Source organism: Psychrobacillus sp. FSL K6-2843, assembly GCF_038626375.1.
Classification (GTDB): Bacteria; Bacillota; Bacilli; order Bacillales_A; family Planococcaceae; genus Psychrobacillus; species Psychrobacillus faecigallinarum.
In genome coordinates this window covers 1,882,557-1,904,155 of sequence record NZ_CP152021.1, presented here as the reverse complement: position 1 = coordinate 1,904,155, position 21,599 = coordinate 1,882,557, and the positions used below count along the sequence as shown (strand labels likewise).

The window sequence follows — 21,599 nt, the reverse complement described above, 5'->3', positions numbered from 1 at the left end:
TACCTTTTTAAAATTTGATAACTACTTTTCCTTTTGTATGTCCTTTTGCCACTAATTTTAGCGCATCATTGATTTCATCAATTGTAAAATTGGTAGGATCAATAGCTGGAACAATATTGTTTTCTTCGATAATTTTTGTGATTTTTTCCAATTGATTTCCGTCCGCTCTTACAAAAATGAAGCGATATTGAACACCTTTCTTCTTTGCTTTCTTATCAAATTTCGAACCAACTAAGCCAAAAATAATTTGCTTCCATTTAGGAAATCCTTTATCTATTGCAAACTGTTTATTTGGTGCTGTACGAAGACTTAGTAACCGACCACCCGGTTTAATAATGGATAACTCACGTTCGAATTCATCAGCACCTAGAGTATCAATTACAAAATCAACTTCGTCTAATATTTCCCAATAATTTTCCTTGGTATAATCAATATATTGATCTGCACCAGCATTCAACGTTCTCTCTTTAGCGGAAGGACTACCAGAAACAATAACCTTTAATCCCATTGCTTTAGCTATAGGAACAGCCATTTGGCCAAAACTTCCTGATCCTCCTGGAATAAACACTGTTTGTCCCTTTTTTGCTTCTAACTCTTCTATTAGGCCTTGATATGCCGTCAAACCAGTTAAAGGTGCACCAGCTCCAGTAACGAAATCTAAATTTTTTGGCAAATGCCATATGGCTTTAGCATCAACTGCAACATATTCTGCAAATGCCCCAATTTTTTCAATAGGGAGTCTTGTATAAATAGGATCTCCAACCTTAAAACCATCTACATGATTACCCACTTCTTCGACAATCCCTGTTAGTTCATTTCCTAATATAAGAGGCATATCATAGTCTTGTATTAATTTGACACTTCCTGTAATGTTTAATATTTCCAGCAGGTTTACTGCAGCAACTTTTACCTTCACCAGTACTTCATTATCTTTAATACTTGGTATAGGGATATCAACAATCTGTGCTTCAATGTTTTTTGAGTATTTTTGTATTTGAGCAGCTTTCATATTCTTAATCTCCTTTTTAAAAAAACACCAACTCTTACATTGATGATTTTTTCTGAATCGTTTATTTCATTCAGTGTTAGTCTAGTCTGTGTATCCTAAAGCACCTAAAATGTTTGTCAATGCCGCTAACTATATATATGGACAGTTTTATTCTTCCGAATTTTGCTAAATCATTACATCTCTCTTCTTCAAAAATAGATGTGTACTGTTTACAGTATTCATCAAAACATTGATCAATTTCCTCAAGAAGCTATATTACCTTTTTCTGTTGAATGTATATGTGTTTCTTCCATTTTCAATCGCAGATAAACCCAGTTTAGTTTTTCGAGCTTATTGATTGTTCCTTAGGGTGTAACGATTATCAATCACCTAATCATCCTATAAAGAATAATAACTTCCCAAAACAAAAAGTTTATGGGAAGTTTAATTTATTATTACTGCTGATTTTTAATCATGTTCTTCATTCAAAAACGGATAATCTGTATATCCTTGCGTACCACCTGCATACATTGTATTTCGGTCAGGTTCGTTTAATTGCGCATTGACTTTTAAACGCTCCACAAAATCTGGGTTTGCAATTAACCAAGTTCCTACAGTTACAACGTCAGCCAGTTCATTATCCAAGTCTACTGTTAATTTATCTAAAGGACGTCCTGCTCGGTTAACGAGAAGTGCTTGTGACCAAATCTTACGTATTTCTTGTAGCAATGGTTCATTTCCAAAGTGCATGACGTGAAGATAGGCGAGCTTGAGTTTATTTAACTCGGCGATAAGATAATGATACATTTCAATACTAGTTTCGCCCTCTTCTATACCGTTTAATGTACCTTGAGGTGAAAAACGAATACCCACACGTTCGGCTCCAATTTCTTCAACAACCGCTTTTGCTACTTCAATAGCAAAACGAGATCGATTTACTATTGAACCACCATACGCATCTTGGCGATGATTAGCGTTCTCACTTAGAAATTGTTGAATGAGGTAACCGTTAGCCCCGTGAATTTCGACACCATCGGCACCAGCTTCAATAGCTGCTCTTGCTGCCAATCGAAATTCATTAATTACATCTTTAATTTCTTCTTCTGTTAACTCTCTAGGAGTAGGAATTTGCTTCATGCCTTGTGCAGTGAAAATTTCCACATTAGGAGCAATGGCTGAAGGAGCAACGGCCTGACGATGATGTGGTGTATTATCTGGGTGTGATACACGCCCTACATGCATCAGTTGAATGAATATTTTCCCACCTTCGCTATGAACTTTAGATGTTACTTTTTTCCACCCTTCGATGTGAGCTTTAGTATAAATGCCTGGTGTATTTGTATACCCTTGCCCATCATCAGAAGGTTGAGTCCCTTCACTTATAATTAAGCCAACAGACGCACGTTGACCGTAATACTCAACTGCTAAATTACTGGGTGTACCATCTTCTAAGGCACGACTTCTTGTCATAGGTGCCATGCCTATACGATTCTTTAAAGAAATATTTCCAATACGCACTTCATCAAATAGCTTACTCATAATCAATCTCCTTTTTTGTTTGTTATAACACTTATAGCGATGTAGTATCTAAAAATGAATTAACATTCTCAGCAAATAATTCTGGGAACTGAAACAGGTGTCCATGACCAGAATCAGGATAAATAATCAGCTGTGCATTTGGTAAATGCTCAGCTAGAATATAACTATTTTTTGTTGGTACCATTACATCTTCAATACCATTGGTCACAAGCACAGGATGAGGAATGTTTTGCAACCACTCGTAATTATGATCATTCTTCGGTTGAGCCCATTTTGCAATGGCTTTTAGCTGAGCTGCTTGTACTTGATCTGAGCTTTCAACCTGTTTCTGATTCATGATTCGTTGTAGAGACTCCATTCCAGCAGCTCTACTTGTTTCAGTTGAACGGTAGAAGAAGAACATGAAATCATCTAAAGCATCGTTTACATTACCTCCGTGACGATTCATTCTCTCAAATATTACTGGATCTGGATTTACTCCAGCTTCTGGAGACGAACCAGCTATAATAATACGGCGAATGAGGTGTCCTTCTTGTAAGGCTAATTCTTGAGCCACCATCCCACCAATTGAGAAACCTAGAAGATCCACTTGGTTAAGACCAAGTGCTTTAATAAATGTAGCAGCGTCTTGTGCCATTTCTGTTATCGTTTCTGGTGTTCTACCATTTGTCTCTCCAACTCCTTTATTATCAAAAAGGATCACTGGTCTTTCTTTTGCAATTGTAGCCAGCATGTTAGGATCCCAATTTTCCATCGTCCCTCTAAAATGAACAAGGAATACGACAGGTGTACCTGATTCTGCACCAAATTTCCTATATGCAAAACGTATTCCATTCGCCTCAATAAATGTTGATTCTGTTGGAATTGTAAATGTTGTCATATAAATTCTCCTTAAATTTTTTATTTTTTATAAAAAAGTCTTTATTAGAACGAACATTCTAGAATGGAGAAAGAAAAAAGAAAGCTATTCTAACACTTTCAAAATTAAATCAATAATGCTTTCTAATTCCTTTTTTGTATAATTGGTTTTAACTAATACTCTTAAACCAATAAGGTTATTATGCAGAAATTGAGCAGTAACTTGAGTATTTAAATCATTTTTAAGTTCGCCTTTATTTTGCCCCTCTTTTAAAAGTTTATTGAATAACTCTTCTGTATCGTTAAACATTTTAGTAGTTAAATGTTGTATATCTTTATCTAACAAAGACAACTCTACAGCCGTATTAACTGCAAAACAACCTGCTGGATAGATTTCTAATTCAGCTACATTGATTACGTACTCAAAAATCTTTCTAATAGCTACCTTCACTGTTGAAGAATTGCTTATAATTTTAGTTAATTCTTCTGCAACAAACACTTCATAAGATTTTAAAGAAGCTAAGAATAACGAGTACTTGTCACCAAATGTATCATAGATACTTCTACGATGAATCCCCATGTGGTTAACCAAATCTTGCATAGATGTTTTTTCATATCCTTGCTTCCAAAAAAGTTCCATCGCTTTTTTTAGAACTACCTTTTCATCAAATTCTTTATTTCTAGCCATCTTAATTCCTTCTCCCTAAAAGATAAAAATATCTAAAAGCCTTTTTAGACCGAACGTTCTACAAAGCACATTACACTATTTAGAATGATTAGTAAAGTATTGAGTTTTGGATATTATCTTATGGCATATACTAATGATCTCTTTTCAACTAATTGGCCCGATTGTTGAATAACATGATTGGAGTTTTATAAAAAACTTTATTATCTTTGTATACGTAATTTTCAAGAATTTCAATCAATATACGGGGTTTCAGTGTTTATCGCTATTACATTTTATTAAAAAAGATTGGTTATTTCGGAAATCGAATCTTCAACTAACCTGCTTCGTTAGTTTAAGTGAAACCCTTCACAATTTATAGCTATTTTAACATAGGTACCCAACAAAAAATCACCTCTCAGTTAGACTAGAGAGGTGATTTTAACGTTCTTTTAAAATATCAGTTACCTGCAATAATGTTAAATTACCAACATTAATGTAAAGTTACCAACTATGTTGTAACTGGATGTCCAGTTACATTATAGTTGGTAACTCCAAAATTCAATAACAGCAACGAAATACGCATTTTTCGAAATATTTTAATTTACATTATAGTTAGTAACCCAATGTTATTTTAGGATAACGAATCTTTAACTAAGCACCGTTAGTCAAAAGTCAGATTAAAGTTTCCTTTTTAATAAATTTATTAAGTAGTACATGAGTGAAATCAAAAATGATAGCAGTATCACAATTATTGTGCCGAATGTATAAATCACTGTTTCGGAGTAATCCCGCCATCAAACACATTAGAAACAACGCTTTACCTTTGTTCCCTTCATTTATACAGAGATAAATCTCCATCTTGTCATCTGTGTATCTTTATTTTAATCGGATGTGTTTTAATGACGTATTACAGATTTAAACTCCACAACTTCTCCTTATTTCTTCTATATTATATATTAATACAAAAGAAAAGAGTATCCTCCTCATCATGGATAGACAATATTAGTAAATACTAAAAACATTATTATAGGTGGTTTAAAATCTGTGAATGAATCGATAACACTCATTTCTTTAATAAGTACAACAATCAAATTTATACTATTATTTTTCTTGAACTTGGGAATTGGTGCAATAGGCTTTATACCGAGTTTCTTTGTCACTGCTATCAACATAGACTCCTTGGGTTTATTGCTTGGTGTTATCCTAACACTGACTGGAGAAATTTTTGGTGCAATTATTGGTTTTCATATGTATCGATGGGGATTTTCTAAAATTAATCCTAGGTGGCTAAGTCATACAATTTTTAAAAGCGTAAAAAATAGTTCTCCCATGCATGTGTTCATACTAATTATTCTATCTCGAATTCTACCACTTATTCCATCTGGGATAGTTACCGCAGGTGCTTCTTTAACAACCATTACTGGGTGGCGTTTTATGTCTGCAAGTTCAATCGGGAAAGTACCTGCAGTTGCCATTGAAGTAGCTATAGTCTTTGGAGTTCTCCAAAAAATCTCTATTAATTATTTTTACGGTGTCATAATCTTGTTATTAGTTATATTTACAACTTTTTGGATTATAAAGAAAAGGTAAATGAATGCTAGTAAATGAATGCTAGTTAATGAATTTTATTAAAGTTAGATATTTATCGATATTATACTACACAGCAAGTTTTCTACTTTTAGATTTTAAAAAAACTGACAGTCTCTATTAACACAATAATCTAGGTTGAACCTTCCTATATAACACAAAGATAAAACTAGTCGGATGGTTTCTATTCGTTATGAATATTTCGATAATTGTATATTTAGTCTTTTAATATATCTTTTATCCAATAGACAGCTCGAATTGGAATATTACTCTCTTAAATATTTTTAAGGCTACCGCTAAAGCCATGTAATTAAACTTTTTGCAGTAGCCTTATATTATTTTAATAATCTCCGTAAATTTTCTTATGCACTCATTTGACGACATGCTTCAGCACATTTGCGGCATGACTCAGCACATCTTTGGCAATGGTCATGTTCGTGTTTAGCACACTCTTCTCCACAGCGTTCACAAATTACTGCACAAAGTTGGCATATTTCTTTCACAAAAGGGCTGTTCGAAGTCATCGCTTGTATCGCAACGGCACAAGCATCTGCACAAGCGCGATCTAATCGTATACAACCGACCATCATCTTAACATCGTCTTCTCTTAAACAAGCATCAAAACATGTGTTACAAGCCCTTAGACATTCCATACAAGCTTTAAGACATTCTTCATATTTCTGATTCATGAAATTCCTCCTAGGTATTAATATTTGCAATCAGTATTAATATTCCCATAAGGTATTAGTTGAAACAGAAAAATAAGAACTCCTTAGAAAATCCTTATTTTTATAACTCGTATGTAATAGTAATATACATTTACTCTATTTTTACTTGTCCCATCATTCCATTCTCTTCATGTTCAAGAACATGACAGTGGAACATATATACACCTTTGTTATTAAATTTAACGGCTAATTGCACTGTTTCTCCTGCATCAATTGCAACAGTATCTTTCCAGCCTTGTTCGTTTACTGGGGGCTCGTTTCCATCAACTGAAACAATTTTAAACTGTGTACCATGAATGTGGAATGGGTGTGTCATTCCGCCCATTCCATCAGGCTTATTATAAATTTGCCATATTTCGGTAACGCCTTGTTTTTGAGTAAAGTCAATTCGATTTATATCAAATTTCTTACCATTAATTGTCACCATAGCACCCATTCCGAAAAGTTCAAGTTTTTTTGTAACAGGTAGATTTCTTTCTTCCTCTGTAACAGCAAAATTATTTAAATATTTTGGTAAATCACTTGAATTTGTTTTCTGTTTTTCAATTTTAAATAGCAAGAGGTTTGTATCTTCCTCATTAATTAACGCTATCTCACTTGAGGATTCATACTTTGAAAAATCAATGATAATCTCTGCACGTTCACCGGGCGTTAAAGTTATTTCTCTCATTGTAGTTGGGTCATTTACGAACCCGCCATCTGTAGCAATTTGTTGGAATGATTCTCCTGTATTTAATTTAAAAGAATAATTTCGTGCATTTGAACCATTTAATAAACGTAATCTAACTTTTTCTTTACCTACCGTAAGTTTAGGATTCAATGTTCCATTTATTAATAAAGTATCTCCTATTGTTCCATCTTCATTAATTACTGCTTGATAATCGAATTGCTTTTCCTCATTAAATTGTCTGTCTTGGAAGACTAATGGAAAATCATTTATCCCATATTCTTTTGGCAAATCTAGATTTTTCGAATTTTCATCTTCCACATAAATTAAACCAGCTAACCCTTTATAAACTTGCTCTGCTGTAGTACCTTCAGGATGTGGATGGAACCATAGAGTGGAAGCCTCCTGATTAACAGTAAATTTTACATCTTCTGATTCACCTGGTTGTAGGATTTGATGTGGACCACCATCACCTTCGCCTGGAATATCTACACCATGCCAGTGAAATGTAGTAGGTTCTGATAAATCATTGTTAGTTCTAAATGTTACTGTTTCATCTCTTACTACTTGAATAATAGGTCCTAAAAATGAACCATTATATCCATATGTTTCGGTTTGAACATCTTCGTAAAATTCGGTTGTTCCTTGCTGAGCTGTAATATCTATTACTCCATCCTTTGATTCAATTAATGGTGGGAGTATTAGTTCATTTTCTCCAGTTGAATCATTTAATGCCAAAGGGTTTGTATGGCTATCATGACCGTTTTCCATAGAACCCATATCTTCATCGCTCGTATTGGAATGATCCATTCCTTCCATATTCGACATTTCTTCTTCAGTCATATTAGTATGATCCATACTTGCATTTTTGTCAGAAGAATTACTTGCACTACAACCACCAATTATTAAAATGCTTACCGACAATACTGAAATAACCCACATTTTGTATTTCATCTTCATTCTCTCCTGTTAATTTATTTAATATATTGGCAGTTTATCAAATAAATATGGAAAATTTATGGAGTTATTTGCTTATGCTAAGTGGATGCCAATGAAACAATATTAGTCAAATATTAAGTGTACTTTTCTTTTTACACACTCCCACGAATCCTTTATACCAAAAGTAAAAAAGAGGGCAGGTCAGCAAAGGTTTATCACTCAACCTCAAATATAACTGCTTTTGAAAATATAATTAGAAATCATTTTAGCTTAATTCTATTGAAACTAAATTCCTGGAGTTGACACCATGGATAAGTTAAAGAAGACTAATCGTACTGTCCAGAAACCTATAACGATATCCGTCCTTATTTAACAAAAAATGTTCAGTACAATAAATATGACATAATTATCGATTTTCACAGAGATTGTGCAAATAGAAAAAAATCTTTGAATTACTTATTAAACAAATCCTATGCCCAACATCTTTCCTCTCACTTAAATGAATTGGTTCCCTGAATATCTAAAGGCGACATCGGTAAAAAAGAAGGCCATGTGGAAGGCATTTATAATCAAGACCTTGCTAACAGTACAATTTCAGTTTTAGCAAAAGCTGTTTCAGACCTATTACAAGAACAATTAAACAATCTAGTATCGCATGCAGGACTTTAAAATCACAAAATGAAATGCACCTTGAAGCTTTTCTGGCTTAAGGTGCATTTAACTTTAAGATATCAAGTAATTTGAAATATAATAGGAACACAAACTAAATAATGTCTTGGAACAAAAAAGCTAATTTACTTTCTTTCATGAAAATAATATTCACTTAAAACATCAGCAAAAACCTCTGTAGTTCGATGAAGCTCTTCTACCGTATTATCTACGCCTCCAATTTCCACAATAATAGAGTTTGGAGAGATATCTTGATTATATATTCCATTTCCTTGGTTACTACTTTTTTTCATTATGCCTTTAGACATTCCGGGGTATTGACTATCTAAAATTGTTTGTAGCCCTTCCGCAAACGTAAGATTATTTTCAAAACCTTCATGGCCTGTACCTACAACAAATAACAATTTGGCATAATTTACTCCATTCATTGCAGTAGTAGTAGAATCACTACGCAAAGAATCGCGATGTAAATCAATAAAAATCTCTAAATCTTTATTATCTCTTAAGGCAGAACGAACTAAATCACCTGAGACATTATAAGAACTGTTGTAGTCCAATCCTCTTGTTTCTAGTTCTTGAATGATATCAGTTGAATCGACTGTAGTTCCTACTCCTCTTCTTTCCAGTGCCCTTCCAAGCAGTTCACCTACTAATGTAATATTTGCTTTAGAGTGATAAGCTTCTTCAGGTTTATCTGTACTTTCTAAATATGGTAAAAATGATTCCCTGCTATGAGTATGATAGATATACAGAACTTCCTTTCCGAAAGTTGAGTGTGACGTAGAAATCTCTTTTGGCGATTTCATATTTTCAAAAATAGCATCAATATTCTTTATAGTAAGTTCTCTTTCATTAAAAAAACTGTCCATAGAAGGCTGAAATTCATCTCTATCTTCTAGATTCAGATTAGTTTTCCCATGTCTATCTAGATTAGTTGTTTCTGTAAGCATCTCATCTAAATTTTCAGATAAACTATTTATTGATTCAACATGAAAAAAAGGGTAGATTCTATCTGCAAGTGTACTATCTATGTCTTCTGCTGGATCATAAAAAAATGTCATCCAGAAAGAAATAAGTAAAAGGATAAATAGCAAAATTGCAAATACTAATAAAGCACTCAGTAAAATATCTTTCTGTTTTTTTGTAGTGTTCTTTTCTTTATCAAAATTGCTTGAAGACATTCGGTCGCTCCTTTATTTTCTAGGTTTGAAGTAGTTTCAAACTAATCAAGTATTTTCTTCTCTCCACACCATAAAAAAGTATAACAAAAGATTATGGAGAATATATGGACAAGAGAGAATTTCTTACCTATCAAAGCATAAAAAAGCACAATCATCTATGCTGTGGATGATTGTGCTCTTCAAATTCTAAAAATTAATTATTAGTATTTTTTCCTTTTTCCATAGCTACAGTTACATTAGATAACCTTTTAGCACCTGCATATTTAGGTGCCCAGTAAGGATCTGTATTTAAATTAGCTTTTAAAATACCTTTACTTTTTGCTGAAATAAACTCTCCATTGCCTAAATAAATTCCTGTATGAGAAATACCCTTTTTGTAAGTATTCGCAAAAAACACTAGGTCCCCTGGCGCTAATTTATCTTTCGCTACCTTTTCTCCTACTTTATATTGCTCGGCTGAAGTTCTAGGTAAACTTAAGCCAAATTTATTAAAAACATATCTTATATATCCAGAACAATCAAATCCTTTTGGAGTTGTTCCACCATATTTATATGGGGTACCATAAAACTTTGAAGCAAATGCTCCGATTTCAATTGATGTTGCAGCATTGACTTTATCCGCTGAATATACTTGTACAGAAAAAATTAAAGATATCACAATTAATACTTGCATAATTCTACTTCTCATTTTACACCCCAGTAAACGTTATTTTTATAATTGTAACTTTATCACAAATAATGATATATACTCATTACAATTTGATTTCAAAATCATTACAAACTCCTAGTTTAACTATATTATTCAACAGAAATCAGGACTACAGAATTATTTTTCTATACACAGTTGTTTCTTCAGCCGAATCAATTTCAACTGAAAATCTTGAATAGACTCGACTATTTCAATTGAACGCTTTTTTTAAATTGAAAAATCTTCACAAAAAAATCGTATTCAAAAAAGTAATTTTTGAATACGATTTTATTAACTTAGTTAGTCTGATCTTTATTTTTGTATATCTTTCCATGTCTCATCGGTATCCAACTTTAATGTAAGGTTACCAACTTTAATATAAATGGACACTGGACAATTTATTAGAAAATTTTTTCTAAACGTGGGTATTTTCCATTAAGAAATAAGTCATCTATTCCTTTACCATCTTCTTCGTTCCAGAGAACCATGTTAGCTGTAAAATTTCTATTTTTTAATTCGAGAATAAAGTTTCTCGTATGAAAAGCGACATCAGGATTTGTCATTAAATCCATATCAATTGCAAGGTTTACATGTTTAACTTCCATTTTTTCTAGCACAGGAAGTATATATTTCCAAGTATTTATACCAGGTATACCTAGTACAGTATCACCTAGTACTTCAATTTCTTCTTCATTATAGACTTTTGGAAGGTGGTTAGCTGTAATATCAGCTTTCAATCCTCCTTCTGTTATCCATACTGCATTTGTTTTTAAAGCCTCTCCTGTTTCCCATCTTTCTAACCTCGATGTGGGAACTGCTACATGGATTGGGAGTGGATCTCCTGCTCCAGTGCCATTTACCTTATTAGCGGAAGACAACCAAAAATTTCGTTGCCCTTTTTTCATTCTAATAAATCCATAGTTACTACCATGGTAGATGGAATGGCTTTCTCCTACTTCTAGTTGTATTTCTTTTATAAACTCTTCTCCATCTTGAATTCTAACTAAGTTGGCTGTTCATCAACAACGGCTTTCAAATTTTTAAATGAACCTTTATCTATAACCACTTCATTTGGAGGGTTATCTACTCGAACTTGAAAATCAATAATTTGATTTTCCTCATTACGGTAAGGAATCATAATCCCATTTTTTCCCGATACTCCCCATCCATATTTCGCTTCAAAAAAACCTGGTACACCTTTCAAATATTCAGGTGCTATTATATCACCCATACGCTTTACTATTGTAAAAGTATTGTCTGGTAAACTCTTATAACCTCTAACTTTTATTTCATTAACTGTCATTTTTCGTTGAACACTTAACAAATGATTCAGGTGATGGTCTTCTAACGATAAATGATTCAATAGGCATCTATATACGCGATTTAATTGCCCGCTCCCAGCTTTAATGTTGCCTTCTATAAATTCTCTTTTCTCCAGTTTTCTCTTTTCTTTTAAATAATGAATCCAAGAAGGAAATTCTACTGAAAATGGTTTGTCACTCTCTGTCCGAATACAAACAACCACATTTCCATTTTCATGGATATCGAATGAGTAATTTGCCAAAAAAATTAAATAATTAATCTACAGTGAATATAGTATTTATTTAAGTGAATTTCAATAACTTAATCAATCGAGTGAATAGGCGATCCTTTGTATAATAAGGAATTTTTTCATTAATAAGAAAATCAGAACCGAAGATATGTTTCGATAAGTCTGTAAAAGGTTTAATTAATATTTCTTGAACCTCTTGATGATAATAAAGGGGAACTTTCTCATAATAATTTCTCATAGTTTCTTCATGTAATGAAGGAATCTGAGTCAATAACGGTATCTTTAACTCTAGGCTTAATCTCTCTACTTGGGAGAACTTATATGTCTTATTGAATATTAAATAAAATGGAATATGGATTTTGGACTTCAGAGATTGTATATATTCGTCCCAAGCTAGGTACTCCTGAGCAGCATCATCTACTAGGATCCAAAGTTCATCTAAATAATGTAAAGAATCCTCTGTGTACGCGGTCATTTTTCCTGTTGGCAAATCCACCAATGTTACGTCAATAATATTTGTAGCAGTCATATAGCTCTCTAAAGATTTCGCATTCCATTCATACTGGGGATCCATTGTAATGGCAATAACGAGTATATTAACAGAAATAATTGAAGAAGATATAATTTCATCTCATATGACTGTTTTTCACGCAAAGAAAAATAATATGAGGTGATGTTACACTTAGACTAACGGGCAGATTAGTTCAATAAGAAGATGTAAAATCAATGAATAGTATGTTTCAAAATGAGGTGATAAATTGTTATATCAAGATTTAATGAAGTTAAAAAACATTGACTTAATTGGAAAGACAGAACTACAAGTAAACAGCCTTAGACTCTTTTTTGAAAGGCGCAAAGTAATTGAAACAGAAGAGAAATATGTAATTGGAGATGTGTCGATTGAAGGATTTCCTGTAACTACAGATGAAAGTTTACCTATCATTCAAATTCATTTCGAAAACTATATAAGCTACTCTGTAACGAATGAGTCCTTTACTCAATGGGATGAATACGAGGAATTTGAAGGAAAAGCATTTAGAGTTTATAGTAAATCACATTTTCTTGATTTTGTTCAATCCCATACGTTTGCATCAAAAGATTATCCAGGACCCTTTAAACATTATGGAATGATCTGTATTGACCATATTGTGAACATTGCTTCTACTTCCATACCTATCATTACCGAAGTAGAAAAATAGGTCATTTCATGTATTCTTACTCAATGTAGTGTAGTGCTTTAATTTAAAATCACATAATTGAATACAAAGAAAAATCCTTGCTTTCAAATTAAAAGTAGGGATTTTTGGCGTTTTAATAGACTTAGGGATATGTGACAATAGGGGACCTTATTAAAGAAAAGCCCCCGTTCAATAAGGATATTCAATTGACTCTTATTTTATTGTGTACTTAAATAAAAGCTCTCCATTATTCGGATCTCTCTCATTCATGAACTCAAACCCTATATTTTTATACAAGTTATAAGCTGTTCTATTTTCTTCAGTGATACTTAAATATATAACGTTTACGCCATATTCTTTTGAAATTATATCAATAAGTTTTATCATCGCAAGTTTCCCATAGCCTTTGCCTTGATGTTTTTCATCAATCATTATTCTATCAATCCAAGTATCTTTATTAAGACCAAATGAACCATACATAGCAAATCCAATAATTTCATCATCATAATATATAGCTACTGGATGCCATTCATGAAAGGTTTCAGCTTCTTTTAAACATTCATCTACTGTTTCAATAAATTTGTCTTGTCCAGGCTTTAATTTAATATTTCTAACTTTGTATTTATTAGTATCATCAATATTTTTAAAATGCACATTACTCATGTATTAACTGTACCTCCTCAACTAAAAATTTATTGAATTATCCTGTATCGTTAGCTTAATAACAAAGGTTCTTTTTCTTCTTTAGATTTATTTAAGTCAGCCAAGTTGATACCACAAGCAGCTGCATGGATAACTGGATCGTATTTCATGTTATTTTTCAGAAGAGAATAGATTAAATTAGCCAATTTACCACACAAATGGCCAATTGCTTTTTTCTTACTCATTCCTTCTTCAACCTTACGGTCATAATATGCTTTAAAAACGGTAGGGTGAGTTTTACCATTAGCCAATATTATTAAGGTCATCTGGTATAGAACACGACGAGCGTCTCGAACCCCACTGTTAGTTTGTTTAGTCCCTTTTACTGACGTCCCAGATTGTGTATTTTCAGCCGAAACACCTAAGTATTTCTTGAATTCTTTATATGTATTGAATCTCTCAATATCACCAATAACACCAATTAAGGTACAAGCTATATTTTCACTAACAAAGGGGAGCGATAGTAGGATCTCAGTATACGGATGGGGTAGAATTCGTTTTTCAGGTACTCCCCATAGAAGGTTATGGATTTCCTGATCTATCAGCTTTAAACTTTCTTCAAGCCGTAAGGCTTCTTCAATAACCCACTTTTGGCGGCCTACGAGATGCTCAACAGGAACGGCAACTGTATTAGGCATCACTTCTGCTAAAACTTTAGCAGCTTTTTTAGCAACATTCTTAGCCCCAGCTTTTGAAATAGCTTTGTATAATTCTTCTTCACTACAGTCTTTCATATCTAATCCAGTAGGATATTCTAAAACCAATTTCATCACAGAGATGGAACCTAACTTTTTAAAAGCTTTGTTTAAATCAGGGTGTGTGACTTTTAGTAATTGTTGTACTTGATTTTTTCTTCGAGTAAGTTGAACATTGAGATACCAGCGATCTCTCATAACAGTTCTAAATAAGGATTGGAGTACTGTTTGCGGTCGTAATAAAGTGACACCTTGCATATTAGGATGTAGTTGCTTATGCCATCCCATATAAGACATAACCTTTGCATCCATTGAGTCTGATTTCTCACTTATCCCTAAATTTTTTCGGAATTCACCAACTGCTTTATTTTCTAACTGAAATAAATCGTAACCTTCGTTTAATAATACTTGTTGGACTAAATAAGAATAATGTCCACCAGTTGGCTCCAAAAGAATCAAGAAGTCATCTCTATTTATATTAAACTGTTCTTCCATTTGTTTTAAGGCACTTAAAAATTCAACAATTCCCACACTATCAGCGTTAAATTTTAATGTCTTAGTGCGTTTCTAAGCGATTCCTTTTGGGTCTAAAAAAGCATCATATCTTATACAAGAGGCAACATGGAAACTAGCCCCTATATCAATTCCAACATAGAACTGGTAAAACTTTCGTGTTTCTTGATCATTATTAACTTCAGATTCGTTTCCATAACTAAATGGACTATTAGTGTTTTTCATCACTTTTCCTCCAACAATAACAGTATGGCATATCTGACTATCCAAGTTTCTGTTAGAGCTTAAAGCCCAATGTAGCATGTCAGGATTATATCGCCAGATATTAAATCTCAAATTGAACTAAAGAGTCTTTATACAAAGCTCCAAACAACGGTAGAGTTTCAACTGTTATAATATATTAGATTTAATAAGACTTCTATATAGTCTATTAAATTTAATAAATACGACATGAATTTAAATATTCCTCCTAAAATATAAAAAAATCCTGTCGAGATTTACAGGATCTAAGTGGCTTTATATATGGGTATGTGCAGTGCCGAAAAGAACATGGAGTGCCTCACGTCAATATAAGAGGTCTACGAAACCATAGCCCCATTCCGGTTGGTCGGAAACACCTTAAAGGTCACTGCACAATTATATTTTACATGATTTTTTTGAATAAAAAAACAATGTCCCCAAACTAACGGTAGAGTTTCTCTAATGTGAGATCTCACGTTGAATACAAGGGTACATTGATGATTAAATTATATCTTAATTTTTCAAAATAAAAAAGTCTACCCCGTTAGCATGTAGTTTATTAAAATGACTATAACAAATGTTAAAGCATTACAGAAACTAACGAAGCAGTTTAGTTGAACAAGGATTGTAAAATTGGTTATATATTTAAAAGGAGATTTTCAAATGGGAGATTATGAATATAAAGTTGCTTGGTGTCCAATTTGTTCGCAGGGATGGCTTGAAATTGTTAAAGATACGGCAACAGATGAATTATTTGTTTTGTGTAGTGAATGTGAAAATGAATGGGATAGTCCTTTAAAAATTACAATTTCTCAAGCTAGAGAGGAAGTTTCGGAAAATCTTGTTTCTGAACCAACTAAAGATGAAATTATTTCAGTCAAATGGGACAAATATATCCTTGAAGAGTAAAGTTATTAAACTAACGCAGCAGGTTAATTGAATAACAAAAACAAAACCGCTGAAAGAGTCAGCGGTTTCTGCATTTTAATTAGACTCATTTAGAATATTTGCCAAGCCACTATCATCCCCATATTGGAATTTACCTATCTTAACTTCTTCTTTTGTAGAGAAGAGAATAACACCTTTTACTTCAGCAGTTTCTTCTTTATTACCATCTTTTTAAATCCTTAATTTTAATAAATAAAATTCATTACCCAATTATCCACCTAAATATGCGAGCTTAACTTCTTCACTTGATTGAAGCGCAGCTGATGGACCAGAAAGTACTACTTTCCCTGTTTCAATTACATAGCCTCTGTTAGCTACAGAGAGAGCCATATGGGCATTTTGTTCAACAAGCAGGACAGTTGCTCCATCATTATTTATTTCTTCTATAACTTTGAATATTGTTTGCACCATAAGCGGCGCTAAACCCATGGAAGGTTCATCTAATAAGACAAGTTTAGGCTTTGCCATGATTGCTCGACCGATAGCAAGCATTTGCTGCTCACCACCAGACAACGTACCAGAAAGTTGTTTTTTCCTTTCTAATAGCCTAGGGAACGTTTCGTAAACTTTGTTTAAATCCGAAGAAATTCCAGCTTTGTCTTTACGTAGAAATGCTCCTAGCTCTAGATTCTCCTCCACAGTAAGATTGGAAAAAACTCTTCGACCCTCAGGTACATGAGAAATACCAGATTTCACTATAGTTTGAGCTGCTTTCCCGGAAATTGATTTACCTAAAAACTCTATTTTCCCTTTCTTTGGCTTTAACAATCCTGATAAGGTTTTAAGCAATGTGCTTTTCCCTGCTCCATTTGCCCCTATTAACGTAACTATTTCGCCTTCATTCACTTCAATCGTTACATTATGTAGCGCCTGTATATTTCCATAAAATACATCTATATTTTCTACTTTAAGCATGGATGCCCGGAATCTCCTCTCCTAAATAAGCTTCAATAACTTTAGGATGGTTTCTTATTTCCTGTGGAGTTCCTTCTGCTAAAAGCTGTCCATGATCTAACACATATATCCTCTCACAGACACCCATCACCAAATTCATATCATGTTCGATCAATAAAATGGTCAGGTCAAATTTTTCTCGGATAAATCCTATTAAGTCCATTAGATCCTTAGTTTCTTGAGGATTCATACCTGCTGCTGGCTCATCTAATAAAAGCAGCTTTGGACCTGCCGCCAATGCTCTAGCAACCTCAAGTCTTCTCTGTTGACCATAAGGAAGGTTTTTTGCAAGCTCATCTTTATACTTATCTAATTTAAAAATCTTCAGAAATTCGATTGATTTTTCTTCCATCTCTTGCTCACCTTTAAAATGAGAAGGAAGTCTTAAAATTGAGCTAATCATCGAATGTGTTGCTAAAGAATGATAAGCAACTTTAACATTTTCTAAGACAGTCAATTCATTAAACAGACGAATATTTTGAAAGGTTCTGCTGATCCCTTTTCTAGTTACCTTGAACGGGGGCAATCCATTGATACGCTCTCCATTAAACACAATATCACCTGTTGTAGGTGCATAAACGCCAGTCAACAGATTAAAGCTCGTTGTCTTACCAGCTCCGTTAGGTCCGATTAATCCTACAAGTTCACCTTGTTTTAAAACTATATTTAAATTTTGGACAGCTTTTAGACCACCAAACTGTATCCCTACGTTTAGAACCTCTAGTAAAGGCTTATTTACCATATTGACTGCCCCCTTTCGGTGCTCTCCAGCTTTTAAAGTAATCCGTAATTTCCATAGTTCCCATCAAACCTTTAGGTCTATATAACATAACGATGATCAATACTAGACTATAAATAATCATTCGCGTTTCAGGATAACCTTGCAAGTAAGTTGATACAACCGTCAAAAGAATTGCTGATAAAACAGCTCCTGATAGGCTGCCCAACCCTCCTAAAACAACGAGGATTAATATATCAAATGATTTTAAAAATCCAAATTGACTTGGTTGTATAATATAAAAATTATGAGAGTATAGCGCCCCTGCCACTCCAGCAAAAAAGGAGCCAATAGCAAATGCTGCTACCTTGTAATACGTAGTATTAATCCCCATAGCATCAGCTGCAACTTCATTCTCTCTTACAGAGATAGAAGCTATACCATGGCGTGAATTGGTGAAGTTAACTATAACTATAATTGTTATGGCTAAACAAATAAATGTATAGGTCCATGTTGTCATATGCTCAACCTGCATGCCTGAAGCCCCACCGACATAGTCGATATTCAAAAAAATAATACGAATGATTTCAGCAAAGCCAAGAGTGGCTATCGCTAAATAATCTCCCTTTAGCCGTAGACTAGGAATACCTACCACTAAACCGGCCAATGCTGCAACAATTCCCCCTACAATAATCGCTAAAAAGAATGGCAGTCCCAGCTTCATCGTTACAATAGCAGATATATAGGCACCAACAGCCAAGAATCCAGCATGACCTATAGAAAACTGCCCTGTAATACCAATAATCAGATGGAGGCTTACAGCTAAAATAATATTAATTGATATGAGTATAATCGTATTGCTATAGTATTGATCTAACATTCCATTCATAATAAGAAACTGTATAACGGCATATACAACTATTCCCAAAGCAATAAATAGCCAAAATTGTTTAGAAGTTTTCTTCATTTAATACACCTACACTTTCTCTCGTGCATTTTTGCCGAAAATACCTGATGGTCTAAAGATGAGTATTAATATTAGAATGACAAATGCTGCAGCATCTCTCCACAAAGAAAATCCTACTGCACTGACAACAGATTCAATCACTCCTAAAAGAAGTCCCCCTACCATTGCTCCTGGAATGATTCCAATACCTCCTAGAACCGCTGCAATAAATGCTTTTACTCCTGGAATAACTCCCATTAGTGGATCAATCTTTGTATAATACACTCCGAAAATAACTCCAGCAGCACCTGCTAAAGCTGAACCAATAGCAAAAGTTGCAGAGATTGTGTTGTCTACGTTGATGCCCATTAATTTTGCTGCCTCTGTATCATGAGAAACAGCTCTCATTGCCTTCCCTGTTTTAGTTTTATGTACAATAAATTGTAGAATAATCATTAACACAACAGAAACAGAGAGGATTAAAATTGATTGCATGCTTATTTGAACACCATAAAGTTCAAAGGTTTTCTTAAAGAAGTCTGGATACGCTTCAGATTGAGCGCCCCTAATATAAATCACTCCATACTCGATTAATAAGGAAACCCCTATAGCAGTAATAAGCGCAGCTATACGCGTAGCGTTTCTTAGTCGTTTGTAGGCAATTCTTTCTATAATCACACCAAATAGTGCACAAGCTGTCATTGAAATAATAAGTGCTGGGAAAAAACCTAATCCAAATACTGTAATAGAATAAAAACCAATAAAAGAACCTACCATGAACACGTCACCATGCGCAAAATTTATTAACTTGATTATTCCATATACCATCGTATATCCAAGGGCGATTAAGGCATATATACTTCCGAGTGAAATACCATTAATCAACTGCTGAATCCATTCCATGTAGTTCCACTCCCTTATATGTTAGTACTGTACAAGTCTAAACCCACTTTCATAAAGTAACAGAAAAGGAGGGAATGAATCCCTCCATTATTAGTAACAATATTTTAAGGATTTACCTTTGTATTAAATACTTGTTTTCCATCTACAAACTCAATAATTGTTGCTGATTTCACTGGGTGATGATTTTCATCCATGGAGTATAGTCCCGTTACTAAATCCAGATTATCAGTTGCTTCTAATGCTTCTTTAATTTTTTCACCATCGGTTGAGTCTGCTCTTTCAATTGCATCCTTTAATAAGTAAACAGTGTCATAGCCTAGAGCATGGAACGAGTTAGGAGCTTCACCGTACTTTTCATTAAACTTATCTGAGAATGATTTTGCTTTTCCATCTGGGTCTTCTGATGAGTAAGCAGTAATGATAAACGTATTATTTAAAGCATCAGCCCCAGCTAAATCAACGATTGTTGGTGAATCCCATCCGTCAGCACCCATCAACGGAACCGTAATTCCCATTTCACGAGCTTGCTTAACGATTAGACCAACTTCTTCATAATATCCAGGAATAAAAATGAAATCTGGGTTACTAGATTTGATACTGGTTAAGGTAGATCGGTAGTCAGAATCTTTTGCTGCGTAAAATTCCTCCGCTACAATTTTACCGCCAGCCGCTTCAAAATCCTTTTTAAAGGATGCTGCTAAGCCTTTTGCATAATCACTTCCGTTGTCCGCGTAAATTGCAACATTTTTAACCTTTAATTCATTGGCAGCAAAGTTTGCTGCCACAGTTCCTTGGAAGGGATCAATGAATGCTGTGCGGAAAGCATATTCATTAACTTTCCCATCATCATTTACTGTTACAGTAGTGCTAGTTCCTGATGGTGAGATTAGCGGCACCTTGTTTTTCCCGGCAACTTCTACTTGTGCTACAGAGTTACCACTAGTTGCTGCGCCTATGATTGCTACTACCTTATCTTTGGTAATTAGCTTAATAGCTCCATTGGTTGCTTCACCTGCATCTGATTTATTGTCGACTTTTACAAGTTCAATTTTCTTACCATCAATTCCACCGTCTTCATTAATTTCATCCACAGCCAAGTCAATAGCCTTGTCTTCAGATTGGCCATAAGATGCTGTGCCACCAGAAAGTTCCAAGTTAATACCAATTTTTACTGTATCCCCACCGTCACCCTGACCACCTTCACTAGAGCATCCTGTCAAAACCCCTATTAAAAGGGATGAGGCAAGGAACAATGAAGCAAATTTTGATTTTTTCATAAAAAATATACCCCCTTATAATGTTTGAAAATTTTGAAATCTTAAAGCGTACTATCCTCTCTTTTTAATAGCAACTTATTCCAAAATTAACATTTCTTTAATACAATTACATTGTAAAACAAAGTAATGATTCAGTCTATAGAAATTTGACTAATTAGAATTTTTATAATTTTTGATATACTATTGTTATTGTATTAATAATATTATGTATAAAAGTTTTACCGAATCTATAGATGATGATGGACATCCCTGCCTGCTTAAACACTGCATGTATAAGAATAACGAAATTATTTCTGTACTGCGTCCGTAAGTTCCAACAAGAGGAGAACAAAGTTACAAACAACTTCTGAACTGAGTTGATGCTTATCGCTCGCCTCCTTAAAAATACAGTCCATTAAACTTGATTGTTATATTAATCAATTAAATTAATTGAAAATAATAAAAATAATTACTTTTCTACCT

Annotated in this window: 20 protein-coding genes and 1 pseudogene; 3 read left to right on the top strand and 18 right to left on the bottom strand. The window is 33.7% G+C overall.

Features of this window, described 5'->3' with window-relative positions:
- Positions 1–7 precede the first annotated feature (7 nt).
- From MKY94_RS09495 to MKY94_RS09480, 4 genes are all read right to left on the bottom strand, one after another.
- Positions 8–1,009 carry an NADP-dependent oxidoreductase gene (locus MKY94_RS09495; RefSeq protein WP_342578565.1) on the bottom strand — a complete coding sequence of 334 codons (1,002 nt, stop codon included), beginning with the start codon at positions 1,007–1,009 and terminating at the stop codon, positions 8–10.
- 447 nt (positions 1,010–1,456) lie between these two features.
- Positions 1,457–2,527: an alkene reductase gene (locus MKY94_RS09490; protein WP_342578564.1), complete on the bottom strand. Its 1,071-nt coding sequence runs from the start codon at positions 2,525–2,527 to the stop codon at positions 1,457–1,459.
- A gap of 31 nt (positions 2,528–2,558) precedes the next feature.
- The gene (locus MKY94_RS09485) at positions 2,559–3,407 is read right to left on the bottom strand and encodes an alpha/beta hydrolase (RefSeq protein ID WP_342578563.1); all 849 of its coding nucleotides are present in this window, start codon (positions 3,405–3,407) and stop codon (positions 2,559–2,561) included.
- A gap of 84 nt (positions 3,408–3,491) precedes the next feature.
- Positions 3,492–4,073, bottom strand: a complete 582-nt coding sequence (locus MKY94_RS09480; RefSeq protein ID WP_342578562.1) for a TetR/AcrR family transcriptional regulator — start codon at positions 4,071–4,073, stop codon at positions 3,492–3,494.
- A gap of 1,023 nt (positions 4,074–5,096) precedes the next feature.
- Here MKY94_RS09480 and MKY94_RS09475 point away from each other — a divergent pair.
- On the top strand, positions 5,097–5,642 hold the full coding sequence (locus MKY94_RS09475; protein ID WP_342578561.1) for a VTT domain-containing protein: 546 nt from the start codon (positions 5,097–5,099) through the stop codon (positions 5,640–5,642).
- 359 nt (positions 5,643–6,001) lie between these two features.
- On the opposite strand, the gene MKY94_RS09470 is transcribed toward MKY94_RS09475, so the two are convergent.
- The 7 genes from MKY94_RS09470 to MKY94_RS09440 form a co-directional block, all read right to left on the bottom strand.
- On the bottom strand, positions 6,002–6,328 hold the full coding sequence (locus MKY94_RS09470) for a four-helix bundle copper-binding protein (RefSeq protein WP_342578560.1): 327 nt from the start codon (positions 6,326–6,328) through the stop codon (positions 6,002–6,004).
- Positions 6,329–6,458: 130 nt separating this feature from the next.
- The gene (locus tag MKY94_RS09465) at positions 6,459–7,988 is read right to left on the bottom strand and encodes a multicopper oxidase domain-containing protein (RefSeq protein ID WP_342578559.1); all 1,530 of its coding nucleotides are present in this window, start codon (positions 7,986–7,988) and stop codon (positions 6,459–6,461) included.
- A 779-nt stretch (positions 7,989–8,767) separates the two neighbouring features.
- Positions 8,768–9,823 (bottom strand): stage II sporulation protein P, encoded by a 1,056-nt coding sequence (locus MKY94_RS09460; protein WP_342578557.1) that lies wholly within the window; start codon positions 9,821–9,823, stop codon positions 8,768–8,770.
- Positions 9,824–10,016: 193 nt separating this feature from the next.
- The gene (locus MKY94_RS09455) at positions 10,017–10,496 is read right to left on the bottom strand and encodes a C40 family peptidase (protein ID WP_342578556.1); all 480 of its coding nucleotides are present in this window, start codon (positions 10,494–10,496) and stop codon (positions 10,017–10,019) included.
- Between the two features lie 416 nt (positions 10,497–10,912).
- The gene (locus MKY94_RS09450) at positions 10,913–11,416 is read right to left on the bottom strand and encodes a hypothetical protein (RefSeq protein ID WP_342578555.1); all 504 of its coding nucleotides are present in this window, start codon (positions 11,414–11,416) and stop codon (positions 10,913–10,915) included.
- A 98-nt stretch (positions 11,417–11,514) separates the two neighbouring features.
- A complete protein-coding gene (locus MKY94_RS09445) occupies positions 11,515–12,075 on the bottom strand; it encodes a hypothetical protein (protein ID WP_342578554.1) in 561 nt (186 codons plus the stop codon).
- Positions 12,076–12,115: 40 nt separating this feature from the next.
- The gene (locus MKY94_RS09440) at positions 12,116–12,592 is read right to left on the bottom strand and encodes a hypothetical protein (RefSeq protein ID WP_342578553.1); all 477 of its coding nucleotides are present in this window, start codon (positions 12,590–12,592) and stop codon (positions 12,116–12,118) included.
- 229 nt (positions 12,593–12,821) lie between these two features.
- Here MKY94_RS09440 and MKY94_RS09435 point away from each other — a divergent pair, with 229 nt between their 5' ends.
- Positions 12,822–13,262: a hypothetical protein gene (locus MKY94_RS09435; protein ID WP_342578552.1), complete on the top strand. Its 441-nt coding sequence runs from the start codon at positions 12,822–12,824 to the stop codon at positions 13,260–13,262.
- A gap of 192 nt (positions 13,263–13,454) precedes the next feature.
- Here the strand turns inward: MKY94_RS09435 and MKY94_RS09430 are convergent, their stop codons facing one another.
- Both MKY94_RS09430 and MKY94_RS09425 read right to left on the bottom strand, forming a co-directional pair.
- Positions 13,455–13,904 (bottom strand): GNAT family N-acetyltransferase, encoded by a 450-nt coding sequence (locus tag MKY94_RS09430; protein WP_340844466.1) that lies wholly within the window; start codon positions 13,902–13,904, stop codon positions 13,455–13,457.
- 50 nt (positions 13,905–13,954) lie between these two features.
- A pseudogene (locus tag MKY94_RS09425) lies at positions 13,955–15,376 on the bottom strand (transposase).
- A gap of 678 nt (positions 15,377–16,054) precedes the next feature.
- Here MKY94_RS09425 and MKY94_RS09420 point away from each other — a divergent pair.
- Positions 16,055–16,300 carry a hypothetical protein gene (locus MKY94_RS09420; protein WP_342578551.1) on the top strand — a complete coding sequence of 82 codons (246 nt, stop codon included), beginning with the start codon at positions 16,055–16,057 and terminating at the stop codon, positions 16,298–16,300.
- 249 nt (positions 16,301–16,549) lie between these two features.
- Here the strand turns inward: MKY94_RS09420 and MKY94_RS09415 are convergent, their stop codons facing one another.
- The 5 genes from MKY94_RS09415 to MKY94_RS09395 form a co-directional block, all read right to left on the bottom strand.
- The gene (locus MKY94_RS09415) at positions 16,550–17,254 is read right to left on the bottom strand and encodes an ABC transporter ATP-binding protein (RefSeq protein WP_144536720.1); all 705 of its coding nucleotides are present in this window, start codon (positions 17,252–17,254) and stop codon (positions 16,550–16,552) included.
- The gene (locus MKY94_RS09410; protein WP_342578550.1) at positions 17,247–18,035 is read right to left on the bottom strand and encodes an ABC transporter ATP-binding protein; all 789 of its coding nucleotides are present in this window, start codon (positions 18,033–18,035) and stop codon (positions 17,247–17,249) included. The genes MKY94_RS09415 and MKY94_RS09410 overlap by 8 nt, the downstream gene beginning before the upstream one ends.
- Positions 18,025–18,978 (bottom strand): branched-chain amino acid ABC transporter permease, encoded by a 954-nt coding sequence (locus MKY94_RS09405; RefSeq protein WP_144536725.1) that lies wholly within the window; start codon positions 18,976–18,978, stop codon positions 18,025–18,027. Before MKY94_RS09405 ends, MKY94_RS09410 begins: the two co-directional genes overlap by 11 nt.
- 9 nt (positions 18,979–18,987) lie before the next feature.
- Positions 18,988–19,860 carry a branched-chain amino acid ABC transporter permease gene (locus tag MKY94_RS09400; protein ID WP_144536727.1) on the bottom strand — a complete coding sequence of 291 codons (873 nt, stop codon included), beginning with the start codon at positions 19,858–19,860 and terminating at the stop codon, positions 18,988–18,990.
- A gap of 104 nt (positions 19,861–19,964) precedes the next feature.
- Entirely contained in the window at positions 19,965–21,137 is a 1,173-nt protein-coding gene (locus MKY94_RS09395; protein WP_144536729.1) for an ABC transporter substrate-binding protein, read from the bottom strand.
- Between the last annotated feature and the right edge of the window lie 462 nt (positions 21,138–21,599).